The 14,016-nt window shown below is 44.9% G+C and carries 17 protein-coding genes; 15 read left to right on the forward strand and 2 right to left on the reverse strand.

All coding sequences use genetic code 11. The features are described from left to right. Positions 1-143: 143 nt before the first annotated feature. From T472_RS13020 to T472_RS13030, 3 genes are all read left to right on the forward strand, one after another. Complete coding sequence (locus tag T472_RS13020; protein ID WP_023384664.1) at positions 144-842, forward strand: Type 1 glutamine amidotransferase-like domain-containing protein; 699 nt, start codon at positions 144-146, stop codon at positions 840-842. Positions 843-901: 59 nt separating this feature from the next. Further along, positions 902-1,606, forward strand: coding sequence for a DUF4386 family protein (locus tag T472_RS13025; RefSeq protein ID WP_023384666.1), 705 nt, complete (start codon positions 902-904; stop codon positions 1,604-1,606). 84 nt (positions 1,607-1,690) lie between these two features. Then, on the forward strand, positions 1,691-2,080 hold the full coding sequence (locus T472_RS13030; protein ID WP_023384669.1) for a VOC family protein: 390 nt from the start codon (positions 1,691-1,693) through the stop codon (positions 2,078-2,080). A 95-nt stretch (positions 2,081-2,175) separates the two neighbouring features. Here T472_RS13030 and T472_RS13035 read toward each other — a convergent pair whose 3' ends face one another. Further along, positions 2,176-3,141 (reverse strand): aldo/keto reductase, encoded by a 966-nt coding sequence (locus T472_RS13035; RefSeq protein WP_023384671.1) that lies wholly within the window; start codon positions 3,139-3,141, stop codon positions 2,176-2,178. Positions 3,142-3,417: 276 nt separating this feature from the next. On the opposite strand from T472_RS13035, the gene T472_RS13040 reads away from it, so the two are divergent. Both T472_RS13040 and T472_RS13045 read left to right on the forward strand, forming a co-directional pair. Continuing rightward, positions 3,418-4,314, forward strand: a complete 897-nt coding sequence (locus T472_RS13040) for a hypothetical protein (RefSeq protein WP_023384674.1) — start codon at positions 3,418-3,420, stop codon at positions 4,312-4,314. Between the two features lie 243 nt (positions 4,315-4,557). Next, positions 4,558-4,716 carry a zinc-ribbon domain-containing protein gene (locus T472_RS13045; RefSeq protein WP_040907616.1) on the forward strand — a complete coding sequence of 53 codons (159 nt, stop codon included), beginning with the start codon at positions 4,558-4,560 and terminating at the stop codon, positions 4,714-4,716. A gap of 264 nt (positions 4,717-4,980) precedes the next feature. Here the strand turns inward: T472_RS13045 and T472_RS13050 are convergent, their stop codons facing one another. Further along, positions 4,981-5,754, reverse strand: coding sequence for a DeoR/GlpR family DNA-binding transcription regulator (locus T472_RS13050; RefSeq protein ID WP_023384678.1), 774 nt, complete (start codon positions 5,752-5,754; stop codon positions 4,981-4,983). Between the two features lie 538 nt (positions 5,755-6,292). On the opposite strand from T472_RS13050, the gene ulaG reads away from it, so the two are divergent. The 10 genes from ulaG to T472_RS13100 all read left to right on the forward strand — a co-directional run bounded on the left by ulaG (position 6,293) and on the right by T472_RS13100 (position 13,902). After that, positions 6,293-7,357 carry an L-ascorbate 6-phosphate lactonase gene (gene ulaG / locus T472_RS13055; RefSeq protein WP_023384682.1) on the forward strand — a complete coding sequence of 355 codons (1,065 nt, stop codon included), beginning with the start codon at positions 6,293-6,295 and terminating at the stop codon, positions 7,355-7,357. 75 nt (positions 7,358-7,432) lie between these two features. After that, positions 7,433-7,873 (forward strand): PTS sugar transporter subunit IIA, encoded by a 441-nt coding sequence (locus tag T472_RS13060; protein ID WP_023384684.1) that lies wholly within the window; start codon positions 7,433-7,435, stop codon positions 7,871-7,873. A gap of 24 nt (positions 7,874-7,897) precedes the next feature. After that, on the forward strand, positions 7,898-9,367 hold the full coding sequence (ulaA, locus tag T472_RS13065; protein WP_152975169.1) for a PTS ascorbate transporter subunit IIC: 1,470 nt from the start codon (positions 7,898-7,900) through the stop codon (positions 9,365-9,367). A gap of 17 nt (positions 9,368-9,384) precedes the next feature. Beyond that, positions 9,385-9,678, forward strand: coding sequence for a PTS sugar transporter subunit IIB (locus T472_RS13070; protein ID WP_023384689.1), 294 nt, complete (start codon positions 9,385-9,387; stop codon positions 9,676-9,678). 88 nt (positions 9,679-9,766) lie between these two features. Further along, the gene (locus tag T472_RS13075) at positions 9,767-10,798 is read left to right on the forward strand and encodes a hypothetical protein (protein ID WP_023384692.1); all 1,032 of its coding nucleotides are present in this window, start codon (positions 9,767-9,769) and stop codon (positions 10,796-10,798) included. Positions 10,799-10,813: 15 nt separating this feature from the next. Then, entirely contained in the window at positions 10,814-11,515 is a 702-nt protein-coding gene (locus tag T472_RS13080; protein ID WP_023384694.1) for an L-ribulose-5-phosphate 4-epimerase, read from the forward strand. Continuing rightward, the gene (locus tag T472_RS13085; protein WP_023384696.1) at positions 11,516-12,352 is read left to right on the forward strand and encodes an L-ribulose-5-phosphate 3-epimerase; all 837 of its coding nucleotides are present in this window, start codon (positions 11,516-11,518) and stop codon (positions 12,350-12,352) included. Between the two features lie 164 nt (positions 12,353-12,516). Continuing rightward, a complete protein-coding gene (locus T472_RS13090) occupies positions 12,517-12,711 on the forward strand; it encodes a YwbE family protein (RefSeq protein ID WP_023384702.1) in 195 nt (64 codons plus the stop codon). A gap of 202 nt (positions 12,712-12,913) precedes the next feature. Next, positions 12,914-13,330, forward strand: coding sequence for a universal stress protein (locus tag T472_RS13095; protein ID WP_023384704.1), 417 nt, complete (start codon positions 12,914-12,916; stop codon positions 13,328-13,330). Between the two features lie 185 nt (positions 13,331-13,515). Beyond that, positions 13,516-13,902 (forward strand): DUF302 domain-containing protein, encoded by a 387-nt coding sequence (locus T472_RS13100; protein ID WP_023384707.1) that lies wholly within the window; start codon positions 13,516-13,518, stop codon positions 13,900-13,902. The last annotated feature ends 114 nt before the right edge of the window (positions 13,903-14,016 follow it).

Genomic DNA, 14,016 nt, shown 5'->3' on the forward strand with positions numbered 1-14,016 from the left:
AAAGAGAAATCATGTGGTTTCAGTATGTAGATGCCCGTGAAATAATCATCTTTTGTTGGTAAAAGCGTTGAAACAGTATTGCTATATAGATATGTAAGAACTTAATATGGATATAGAGTGAAAAGATTCGAGGAGGTGACGGAATGAAGCAGATCATTGCCCTCGGTGGCGGGGGATTCTCCACTGAACCGGAGAATGAGCTTATTGACCGGTACATTTTAGGGTGCAGTGGAAAAGAAAATCCGAAGATATGCTATGTTCCGACTGCAAGTGGAGATTCAGACATCTGCATCTCCTGGTTCTATGATTTCTTCAATAAAATGGAATGCCAGCCTTCGCATTTGTCTCTGTTCAAGCCGCCATCAAGGGACATCGAAGCCTTCGTGCTTGAAAAGGACATCATTTATGTGGGTGGAGGCAGCACTAAGAACCTCATGGTCCTGTGGAAGGAATGGGGATTGGACAAGGTAATGAGAAAAGCCTGGGAAAAAGGTATGGTTCTTGCGGGAATCAGCGCAGGCTCAATCTGCTGGTTCGAGCAGGGGCTTACAGATTCATACGGTGACAGTCTTGAACCTCTTGAGTGCCTTGGATTCCTTAAGGGAAGCAACTGCCCCCATTACGATTCTGAGCCGGATAGGCGTCCGGTGTATCAGGAGCTTATTGCTTCGGGCAGGCTGCAGCCTGGAATGGCAGCAGAAGATGGAGTTGCATTACATTATCTCGATGACAGACTATTCAAGATAGTAAGCTCTCACACTGGAAAGTTTGCATATGAAGTTCGGTTTGACGGGAAGCTTATTGAAACGGAGATCCCTGCAGAGTACCTTGGGGAAGTCTGACTAAAGAAGATACTATAGATTATGGAAAGGCGGTAATGAGTTCAGAATGGGGGTTAAAGATGGAACAACATGTACTAGCTTCTGACGCAGGCACCATCGGCAAGGACTGGCGGACGTTACTTCGGATCTCAGGTGTTGCAGCAATTATCATGGTGATCCTTATTCCCATACAGGTCATCATATTCTCTGTCTCCCTGCCTCCTGAAACAATAGAGGGATGGTTCGAGCTGTTCAGGAAAAGCTGGCTCCTCGGTCTCATACACCTCGACAGTATCTACATTATCGACAATGTGCTTGTTGCGGTAATCTATCTTTCGCTTTATGTGCTTCTAAGGAAAAGGGATGAGAGCCTAATGGCGATCGCCATGCTCCTCGGATTCTTAGGTATAGCAGCTTATTTCGCATCGAATACATCCTTTGAGATGCTGTCTCTCAGCAGGGCTTTCGAAAGGACATCAAGTGAAGCGGACAGGAACATGATAATGGCATCTGCCATGGTTATGATAGAGACCTGGAGAGGAACAGCCTTCAATACATACTATGTCTTGAATGGAATTACGCTGCTGCTCATATCGAAGGTAATGTACGGAAGCGGTATTTTCAGCAACAGGACAGCTGTCGTAGGGCTGATATCAGGCATATTGATGGTAGTACCGTCAACAGCAGGAATCATAGGGCTTATATTTTCACTTCTGTCCCTGATCCCCTGGATAGTATTCTGTATCATGATCGCAGCAAGGCTTAGGAAGCTGAGCCGCATATAAATTACGGATAGCATATGTTTACTTGAATGGTGATACAATAAGAAAAAGTGTCTGTAAATAATCATTAAATAAGGAGTGTGTGGAATGAAAGTTGAGAGACTGGACAGGCTGTGTATTGGGGTGCCGGACCTGGAAGAAGGCAAGGCTATGTTTGGAAGGACTATGGGACTTGAGTTCGAGTTCTCTGGCGAAGCGACAATGCCTGACGGCAAAAAGGTGAAGCTCGCAATAAGCAACCAGGGAATTGAGCTGCTGGAGATACCAGGAAAAGAGATACATTTCAGGAGCTTCCATTTCAAGGTTGATGGCATCGAAAAGGCTGCTGAAGAGGTTAGGGCCAGTGGAATAAACATAATCAGCGAATTCAAGGTAGGAAACATGGAAGAGAAGGTCATGGACCTTTTCGGCCTCAGGGCAATACTAATTGACTATCCTGGAAACGACCCTGCAAAGGCAGCCAGAGGAGAAGAATAAACCATCTGAAATTTACTATGCCCCGCTTGCCAAAATGACAAGCGGGGCATTTCATCAATGAAATCAGCAAACCCAATTTGAAAGAGAGTATCACATTATCTGCCTATCGAGCTGACCTTCTCCATAAGACCGGCTGGCGCGTTCCATTCTACCGCTTCAACCGCATCGGTGACATGATAGGTCTTGCTTGCGCCAATTATCGCGGATGTAACCTGTTTCTGGTTTATTATCCATGACATGGCAAGCTTTGGAAGACTCACTCCATTATCCATTGCAATCTCCATATAGGATTCTACAAGCTTATAGTCACGCTCAGTGAAGTAGTTCTTAAGCAGCTGTTCACCGTGTGCACCGCGGCTGTCATCTGGAAGAGGTGATCCCATCTTGTATTTTCCGCTCAGCATTCCCCGGCCTAGCGGACTGTATACCATCAGGCCCACTTCCTCAGATTTGCAGAATGGAATTATCTCATCCTCGATCTCCCTTCGAAGAAGGTTGTACTGGGACTGTACTGCGATGTATTTTTCAAGGTTCATGCTGTCGCAGATTGCGTTGCTCTTTGCTATCTGCCATGCAGCATAGTTGGAGCAGCCGATATATCGGACCTTTCCCTGCCTGACAATGTCATTTAAAGTTCGAAGCGTCTCTTCAAGTGGAGTATCGGTTCCGAATCGGTGGACCTGGTAATAGTCAATGTAGTCAGTCTGAAGCCTTTTCAGCTGATGCTCAACTTCTCTCATGATATGGATACGTGAATACCCATAGTCATTCTCGCCTCTTCCCATTGGGTTGCCAACCTTAGTGGCGAGGACCACATTGTCTCTTCTTCCCTTCAGTGCTCTTCCGATGATCTCCTCTGACTCACCGGTGCCATATTTGAAGTCCTCATCCTGCCCTTTTCCATAGAAATTCGCAGTATCGATGAAATTAATGCCAGCATCAAGTGCAACATCGATTATTTCCCTTGATGCGGCTTCATCGATCCATCTCCCGAATGCCATTGTTCCGAGGCAAAGCTGCGACACATCGAGTCCTGATTTTCCAAGCCGGCTGTATTGCATTGGTAGCCCTCCTTATATTTTGTTTCAACTGGTCCTTGAGTATTCTTTTGGTATGTTCTAAGTCAATCTTGTCACCTGCAAATGATATAGTCAACGGATATCGTGATAAGTCCTGCAACATCCGGCATAGAAACCAGATCAACTTCATGATTGGGTTACATGAATTGGTTTGGATATCTGAAGATATAAATATGAGTATTTTTGTGATATGATGACAATGGTAAGAAGTAACTTTTTCTGCAGTATTTTATTTGCTTCTCGAATATGAGGTGAAGAATGAAGAAACAGCTAATTACAGTCCCGTTGGCAATACTTATCCTGCTCCAGGCGATATCGCTCTTCAGGATAGGCAGCCTGCAATCCGAGATAACCAATCTGAACAATCAGATATCCGGCTTGCAGACAATTCAGTCCAGTCTCGCCAATAGCATCTATAATAATGTTGAAAACCTGTTGAAGAAGCAGGGAAGCATAATCGACTCATATGATTTTTCGGTAGGGGATGTTGATAAGGACGGCTATAAGGTGCCGGTTACTTTTTCTGTCACTCCAAAGGAATCAAGTACGGATACAACCGCAGTGCTTATACTGTCAGGTGAGGACATCGCTATGGAGCGCATCGGGACAACGTATAAGGCAACCGGAAACATAAGCATATTTGATGGCCTTTCAGCAACAATAATCCTTTCTGAAAATGGAACTGACAGGACTGAAAAGCTTGGAGATTTCGGAATGCTCATGGAAAAGTTCATTCCATCGTACTTTGTTACTTTCGATGGCCAAAGCAGCTATATCAAAAAGAATGGTGAAGCTGCAGGAACCTATGAAAGGAGAGGTAACATTACTCTGGAGTTTCATAATGCAGGGAATGCGTACTTCAAGGAAGCTGCTCTGGTAACCGAGATCGATGGTATCATTGCAGATGAGTCTGCCATAGCTGACAGACAGGTTCTCCAGGTTAACAAGAAGTTCGAACTTTCAGCAGGCCAGACTCTGGTGATGTATGTCAGGGCTGTCGATTCCCTTGGTCTGGTACATAAGAAGGTCACAACTGGATTCACATTGGATGCTGAGGGTAATCCTGATGATGATGAATATTGGTTATGGGATAATAAGGAAACCATACTTGATGGGGATGGGAACATACTGCATACTTCATATGACGGTTACTGATATCTATGATTGTTAATCCGGATTCTGGTGAAATAAACTGCTCAAATATTTGCTTGAATTTCACCTGGAAAAAATAAATTAAATAAATCATGATTTGCTATATCTTTAATCCTGATTATCTGTTAATATAAGAATTGTCCGTAAGGAACAAAAAAATAAGTACAGTTTATCATATGTATTTGTCTGAAATCTTTGGCTTCAGTAAACACAAAAGAAACTGTAGCTAAGGAGGATGTCATTATGATGGCAGATAAGACAATCATTTGCAGAGATTGCAACAACGAATTCACTTTCACAGTAGGTGAGCAGGAATTCTACAAAGAGAAAGGCTTCGAAAACGAGCCGGTAAGATGCCCTGATTGCAGAAGAGCTAAGAAAGCTCAGAGCGGCAACAGAAGATAGTATCGATTGAGCAGAAGGAAACTTCTGCTCTTTTATTTTTCGGAAAATCAGAGCTTGTGATCATCAGGCACAATTTTGCTGTCTATAAGAAATGGATTACCGCAATGTTTAGAAGTTTGTGGCTTATTGCTTCTCATAATTCGAAGTGAAACTTAGGCTAAGCTGTTTTGGAAATGCCAAACGATCTTAGAATTGAAACCTAAGATCATAAAAGTCCAGACCAAGTGGATATTCACCTGGTCCGGACTTTTATTTTTCAAATTATTAATCAACCTGAATTACCTTGATCCCCTTTGCTTCCAGCCTCTTTATGGCCTCAGGGTTCGCGGAGCTGTCGGTAATAAGATGTGTGATAAGTGGAAGCTCTGCAGTCAGGAAATTATGTTCAATCCCTACCTTTGGTCCCTGAGCCACGATTATCCTCTGTCCCTTGCACCTTTCAAGCATGACCCTATTGACCGCCACTTCCTGGATTACCGAAGTTGTGATACCTCTTTCATTGATTCCTGAGACCCCGATTATGCATTTCGTCGCTGAGATCTTGTTGAATATCGAGATGGCATAATCTCCTACCATGGACTGCTTGCGTTCGTAAACCTCGCCGCCGGTCAGTATGAGGTCGATATTTGGATTCTTTGGTATGCTAAGAGCCTTTCCGTTGTTTGTTATTACCGTAGCCCTTTTTTCTATGTTCGACATAGCCAGCAATGCTGTGCTGGAGGAGTTTATGAATACTGTATCGCCGGTTTCGATAAGGCTTGCGGCTGCTTTGGCGATGGCTATCTTCTTGTGGTCAAGCTCTTCATTAGTAGGAAGATACGTAGGGTCTTCTCCAAGTGCATCCTGAATAAGTATGGCTCCACCGTAGAATCTTTCTACCAGACCTCTTTCCTCAAAGCTTTGAAGGTCTCTTCTTATTGTAAGAGGAGAAACGCCGAACATCCTGGATGCATCATCAACCTGAATCGATCCGTTCTCCTTGAGGTATTGAATCAGCTTCTCCTGCCTTTTTGTCACAATCCCTATACTTGATTTCATGAACTCCCCACCAGCCTTTTACCGACTTATTAACTTAAGTGTATATCATCAAAGGTCATAATTCAATCAAAAACATTCAAAAAGTTCATAAAATCGAAGTCTGAGTGTTAACTGGCATTACTGTTCCGGATTGAAGGTCATTCTGGAGAGTGAACTGGATAGGCGGGATTGAAAAGTCATTGACATATCAGTTTTCAGTTGACAGCAAAGGTGTTTTAGCCGGCTGACCGTGATATATTCTGATCTTTCATGCTGATCCACCTATAACCAAGTGTTTTTCAAGGGTACTCAGAACATACTCAATGTGAGTTATATGGCATATGTTGTTTTACGTGTTTTTGTCAAAGAATTCAAAACGTTCATTTAGCATGATTCACGAACGGTGTTGGTTGAAATTCCACCAAAAACGTTGAGGCGCAAAGAATATAACGATTTCAAGCCTGTGTTCGGCACTCTTGTCAAATGATCATTAATCGACTAATATTAGGTTAAACAAATTTGTTTAAGAATGTTATGAATGATTTAACAGGAGGAGAAAATGGCAAGCATCGATAAGATAACTAGAGAGTCCTGGATCCTCAGTACTTTTCCCGAGTGGGGAACCTGGCTGAATGAAGAGATAGAACAGACTGTTGTAAAGAAGGGTACATTCTCAATGTGGTGGCTGGGATGCACAGGCATCTGGATCAAGTCCGAAGGCAATGCCAATCTTTGCATAGACTTCTGGGTAGGTTCAGGAAAGAATACGATGAAGAATCCGTATATCAAGCCTGAGCATCAGATGGCCAGAATGGCAGGCGGAAAGAATCTCCAGCCGAATCTGAGGAATGCTGTCTTTGTAATGGACCCTTTTGAAATAAGGGAAGTAGACGCGATACTTTCAACCCATGACCACAACGACCACATAGATGTCAATGTCGCTGCAGCGGTCATGAAGAACTGCAAGGAAGATGTTCCTTTCATCGGCCCTAAGACATGCGTGGAGAAATGGATAGAATGGGGAGTACCTGAAGAGAGATGCAGGGTTGTAAAGCCTGGAGATGTTGTTAAAATTAAAGATACCGAAATAGTGGTACTTGATTCATTCGACAGGACAGCGCTTATAACAGTTCCGAAGGGCGTCACCCTCGAAGGCAACATGCCTGGTGAAATGGATGTAAGGGCAGTCAACTATCTGATAAAGACGCCGGGTGGAAGCCTCTACCACAGTGGAGACTCACACTACTCGAATTACTACGCAAAGCACGGCAACGACCACGAGATAGATGTATGTCTTGGATCCTACGGTGAGAATCCAAGAGGAATTACAGACAAGATGACCGAGACTGATATCCTCAGGATGGCAGAAGCACTCAAGGCTAAGGTGGTAATTCCTTTCCACCATGACATATGGACTAACTTCCAGGCTGATCCGCAGACTATAGTAGCTCTCTGGGAAATGAAGAGATACAGGCTTCAGTACGGATTTACACCATATATATGGCAGGTAGGCGGAAAGTTCACTTTCCCTGACGACAAGGACAAGAGGGAATACCATTATCCAAGGGGCTTCGATGATGCCTTCACCGGTGACATAGACCTTCCATTCAGATCATTCCTGTAATAAGGTTCCTTCCTGGAAACAGGAAGGAAAAAAATAGAAGCGAAGTAAACGATTGAAATACTGGAGATGACGAGTTTGATTAAGGAAATCATTGAAAAGAAGAGATATTCATTCCATGAAGGTTTCGACAGCTGGGAGGAGGCAATACGCGCGGCTTGCATTCCTCTTGTGTCGGACGGCTCGATCGAGGATTTCTATCCTGACGAGATAATAGCGAATGTCCACAAGTTCGGTCCGTATATCGTCATAGCACCTGATGTGTGCATACCGCATGCTCAGGAGGGGAATGGAGTCAATGAAACTGCCATATGCTTCATGAAGACGGAGAGACCTGTCGACTTCGGTCCGGAAGCAGAATATGATGCAACGATTTTCTTTGTCCTTGCATCAACAGACAACGATGAACACATGAAGAATCTTGTAGCTCTGGTAGAGCTGCTGGAAAATGAAGAAAAGTTTGAAATACTCAAGGGTTCAAAAAAAATCGAGGATCTGTATCCTCTAATTAAAGAATAAGGATGTGCAGTAATGGATCAGGTAATCAATTTTATGATTGGGATATGGAAATTCTTTCAAATCAACATACTCACTAACCCTGCCTTCTTCGTTGGTTTCATAGTATTCATAGGTTATTTGCTTCTGCAGAAGCCCATATATGATGCATTTGCTGGATTCATAAAGGCCACTGTCGGTTATCTTATATTGAATGTCGCTGCAGGCGGACTTGTTTCAAACTTCAGACCGATACTTGCAGGATTAAAGGACAGGTTCAACCTTACTGCCGCAGTAATCGACCCCTACTTTGGGCAGGCTGCAGCGCAGAAGGCAATTGAGAACATAGGAAGGTCGTTTGGCCTCATGATGCTGGTCCTCCTGGTGGCGTTCCTCTTCAACATCGTCCTTGTCATATTCAGGAAGATAACGAAGGTAAGGACCGTATTCATAACAGGACATATCATGGTACAGCAGAGCTCTACTGCACTTTGGCTCATACTGTTCGCATTCCCTGCACTTCAGGATACGAGCATAGTGCTTATGCTTGGATTGCTGCTTGGCGCTTACTGGTCAGTCTCATCAAACCTGACTGTCGAATGCACACAGGAGCTTACTGACGGAGGCGGATTTGCAATAGGACATCAGCAGATGTTTGGAATATGGGCAGTAGACAAGTTTGCCAAGAAGATGGGTAAGAAGGGAAGGGCAATTGAAGACCTTAAGCTTCCTGGATTCCTCTCCATATTCAATGACAACGTGGTAGCTACAGGAACACTCATGATCCTTTTCTTCGGAGCCATCATGCTGATACTCGGAAAAGACCTCATGATAAAGATAGACCCGGCAGGACTTACAGCTGAAAAGAGCTTCCTGTTCTACATAATGGGTAAGGCGCTTATGTTCTCGGTATACCTCAGCATACTTCAGCTTGGTGTTAGGATGTTCGTTTCAGAGCTTTCAATATCCTTCCAGGGAATATCCAACAAGCTTCTGCCAGGCTCAATGCCTGCAGTGGACTGCGCAGCAGTATACGGCTTCGGACACCCTAACGCGGTAACCTTCGGATTCCTCTTCGGAGCACTTGGACAGCTGCTTGCGATCCTTGGGCTGATAGTCTTCAAGAGTCCGGTACTCATAATCACGGGATTCGTCCCTGTGTTCTTCGACAACGCGACCTTCGCGGTATATGCGAACAAGAGGGCAGGACTGAGAGGCGCAATGCTGTTCCCGTTCATCTCAGGAATAATACAGGTACTTGGCGGAGCATTCGCGGCATTCTTCTTCGGTCTGTCACAGTATGGCGGGTGGCACGGTAATTTCGACTGGGCAACAGTCTGGCCGGTAATAGGAGTCATGATGAAATATTCCGGATACTTAGGATTCGGTCTGGCGTTTGTTCTCCTGATGGCGATACCACAGGTACAGTATCTTAGGAACAAGAAGAACTACTTCACAATTGCAGAGGATTATGACAAGTACAAGGAAGATCTGGACATAGAAAAGAAAGCGGTCTAAATGACAGGGAGGTCAATATGTTAAAGGTATTAGCTGCCTGCGGAAGCGGGATGGGCTCAAGTCAGATAATAAAGATGAAGATAGAGAAGGTCTTCAAGAAGCACAACATTCCTATTACCATACACCACTGCAGCGTCAGCGAGGCCAAGTCACTGCTAAGGGACTATGACGTAGTGATCAGTTCCCTGGCTCTTATAGACAACTTCAAGGATGCTGAGAAATACAACACGATAGTCATCGGACTAAGGAATCTTCTGTCAGAGCAGGAAATCGAAGAGAAGATCGTAGAGAAGGTAATCAACAGGAAATAGGCAGCTTACGGATTGGGGATACTGAGAAATTCAGTATCCCCTCCGTGAAGGCTGACCATGATCAAGCGAATGATAGGAGATGGAATATATGAGATTCGAGAAGAAACATCTGACAGACATGTTCAGATGCTATTCGACACAATATGTGACTGTAGACGGTGAAGAGAGGGTGCTTCTTGCGACAGAAGGCGAAGGGCAGGCACTGAGCTTTTCTGGCAAGGACTATGAAAAGATGGAGTCAGTATGGGATGCTCCAGGCGGAACCATGTCAATGGTCCCTATTCCGGGCAGAAATGGTGCATTCCTGGCAGTCCAGAATTTCTTTCCGACATTCCAGGCGGAAAAATCCATTGTGGTAACTGCAGTCCCAAAGGAAGACAGGTCATGGGAAGTTACCAAATTTCTGGACCTTCCTTATCTGCACAGGTTTGACATACTCTCAGGCGGAGGAAAGCTATACTTCGTAGGCTGCACGCTGTGCACATCGAAATCCAGCAAGGAAGACTGGAGCGATCCGGGAAAGATATACGTAGGCGAGCTGGATATGGATGCCCCGATGGAGCTTAAGGTGATAGCAGATGGACTTGTAAGAAACCATGGATATTCCAGAGTCAACTGGAAGGGCACGGAGTGCGGATTCGTTACCTCTGACCAGGGTGTACTCATAGTTACACCTCCACAGAAGGACGGAGACGACTGGACCGTGGAAAAGCTGCTTGATGAGCCTGTCAGTGACATCGCGGTGATCGACATCGATGGAGACGGTGAAGATGAGCTGGTTACCATTGAAGCGTTCCATGGGGGGAACTTCCTCATAAGGAAAAAGATAGACGGTGAATACAAGGTAGTCTTCAAATACCACAAGCCAATGGATTTCGGGCATGTGGTGTGGGGAGGAAAGCTCAGGGGAGTGCCGACGATAATCGGAGGCTACAGGAGAGAGGCTAAAGAGCTATTCTGGATACAGGCAGACAAGGATGAGCCGCTGACATTCAGGACAGGAACGATAGATGAAGGTACAGGCCCAAGCAATGTGGCGGTGATCAACCATGAGGACAGGGATATAATAATTGCTGCTAACCGGGAGATCGGTGAAGCTGCACTGTACTTTGTATACTGATAGGAGGTATGGGACATGTATGAAGATATGAAGAAAAGGGTGCTGGAGGCGAACCTCCTGCTTCCGAAATACGACCTTGTAAAATTCACATGGGGAAATGTATCAGAGATCGACAGGGAACGGGGCGTAGTAGCAATTAAGCCCTCGGGAGTCGAATATGATGTGATGAAGGCTGAAGATATAGTGATAGTCGATATGGATGGCAACAGGATAGAAGGTGACCTCAATCCTTCATCGGACCTTCCTACACATCTCGCGCTCTACAAGGCTTTCAGGAACATCGGGGCAGTGACCCATACCCATTCGAGATGGGCGACCATTTGGGCTCAGGCCGGGAAATCAATACCTGCGCTGGGCACTACACATGGAGACTATTTCTACGGAGAAATACCGTGCACGAGGCTCATGACACCAGAGGAGATCGCTGACCAGTACGAACTTGAGACCGGCAACGTGATAATAGAGACCTTCAGAGGGATAAATCCTGACTACATGCCAGGGGTGCTTGTACATTCCCACGGACCTTTCACATGGGGTAAGGATGCGATGGAGGCAGTCCACAATTCGGCCGTCCTTGATGAACTTGCAATGATGTCATGGCACAACAACGTGATAGACCCTGCACTGCCCCAGATGCAGCAGGAGCTTCTTGACAAGCACTATCTGAGGAAGCACGGCCCTGATTCCTATTATGGCCAGAAGAAGAAAGTGGTTTAGATGGATAGCGTAAGGATCGGGCTCTATGAGAAAGCCATTCCAAACCGTGTGCCGATGAAGGAGAAGCTGAGACTTGCCAGGAAGCATGGATATGATTTTCTGGAAATGAGCATAGATGAAACTGAGGACAAGCTTGCCAGGCTGGATATGACAAATGAAGAAAGGTCCAGGATGGTAAGTGACATGTTTGAAGAAGGCCTGTTCATAAGGTCCATATGCCTCAGCGGTCACAGGAAATATCCCCTTGGATCTGAAGATGCGAAGACAAGGGAGAAATCCCTCGAAATCATGAGAAAAGCCATCATCCTTGCCTATGACCTGGGCGTGAGGATCATCATGATAGCCGGATATGACGAGTATTACAATGAATCGAATGAGACCACGAGAAGATACTTCCTTGAAAATCTCAGGAAGAGCGTTGAAATGGCAGCGAGATACGGAATTATCCTAGCATTCGAGACCATGGAGACAGAGTTCATGAATACCATCGAAAAGGCCATGTACTATGTCAATGAAGTAAATTCGCCGTATCTGCAGGTATATCCGGATCTTGGCAACATCACAAACGCAGCAGTCATGTACGGCAAGTCCGTTATTGACGACATAAGCCTTGGTGAAGGCAACATAGTTGCCTTCCACCTGAAGGAAACCGTCCCAGGAGTATTCCGGGAGGTTCCATATGGGACCGGACATGTGGATTTCAGGAACAGCCTGAAAAAGATCCTGGATTCAGGGATCAATCTGTTTGTATGTGAGTTCTGGGACACGGGGAAAACTGACTTTGAAGAAGACCTGAAATTTGCACGTGAATTCGTTCTGGAAAAAATGAATCCCTGAAAGGCGCATATTTGCATGAAGGCTTGAGAGATCAAGCCTTTTTCATTTGGAAAAGGTGAGTCCTATAGGATCTGAAGAAGCAGGTGGATTCGACAGGCCGAAGGTCATCAGAACCTTTTATGATATAATGTTTCGGAATAACAATAAGGATATAGGTGAAATAAATGGATGGTAAGAAGCGCTCAGACATAAAGCCTGGGATAAAGGTTCAGATCGTAAAGAAAGAGGACCAGAGGTCGGGAAAGCTGACTGATGGGATAGTGAAGGATATCCTTACAAATTCCCCGAATCATCCCCATGGGATAAAGGTAAGGCTTGAGGATGGTACTGTAGGAAGGGTACAGAATATTGTGCAGTAAAAATCTTGAAGTGAAATTAAGCAATTCCATTGCATTTCAATAATTCACCCATAGTTTACAAAGTATTCAGGCAGTTGTTTGAATATATGCTTATGGTGTGCTTTAATGAAGTCAAAGGAAGGATTCAATGAAAGCTTTGAGCTTGTTTCAATCTTCAGGTCGGTTATCTGATTCCATTCGAACATGATGGGGGAGATGAATCATGTACAAGAAGATATTGGTAGCTACTGATGGTTCTGATTATTCAAAACGGGCGTTTGAGGTCGCTTTGGAAATGGCGAAGCGTTTTCAGTCTGAGCTGGAGATCCTTCATGTAATACAGGATTACATGAAGGGTGAGTCAAATGTGGAAGTCAGGATAACAAAGGAGCAGGTAGAGGCAGTTAGCAAGGAGATCATGGAGAGGACGAAGGGTGAAGCGGATACCGGAGAGATCAGCATAACAACCAAGACAGCATTCGGATATCCTGCCTCTGTGATAATTGAAGAAGCCAATTTCGGCTTCGACCTGGTTGTAATGGGTACGAAAGGACATGGGCCTTGGGGCGGAGCCATAATGGGAAGTGTCACTCAAAGGGTTGCTGGAGCTACCGTTTGCCCTGTGCTCGTTGTCAAATAGCATAATGTATATGGGCAGGCTGTCAGGTGAGACTGACAGCCTGTTTTAATGCATAGAGGGAAAACTCAGCTATGACGTACGAATGGCCAGGTATTAACACTCAATGAACATTGAGAGATACAATTGCTATTAGAATTCAAAATGCTATGATTCTATTATAAGAAAACTACGATAGGAGGGTTAAAATGGATTTCGTATATGAGATGAAGACAGGGAAGGACTTTGAAACTGCTGTTGAGGATATAAGAAAGGCTCTTGGAGCCAGAGGCTTTGGTGTGCTGTGGGAAATGAACTTCAAGGACAAGCTGAGGGAAAAGGGACTTGAGTTCGATGTGAACTTCAAGGTCATGGAGGTCTGTAATCCTCCAAAGGCCAAGAAGGTGCTTGACAAGGACATAGAGGCAGGATATATGCTTCCATGCAAGATGGCAGTATATGAGAAGGCCGGAGAAGTCAGGATCGGAATGCTTAAGCCGATATCGCTCGTAGGTCTTCTTGGAAAGGAAGGCTTGGAGACTATCGCTGAAGAGGTTGAAGGGATACTTAAATCAGCTATCCTGGAAGCTGTATAGAATAAAGAAGGTATGGGCCGTCATTGTAGTTGCAAAGACGGCCGTCTCACTTTAGCAAGGGGGTTTCAAATTTCGATTTTCAGGAACTGCAAATGGTAGTGTATTTTAATTTGT

Origin of the sequence: Youngiibacter fragilis 232.1 (assembly GCF_000495435.3) — a bacterium.
GTDB lineage: Bacteria > Bacillota > Clostridia > Clostridiales > Clostridiaceae > Youngiibacter > Youngiibacter fragilis.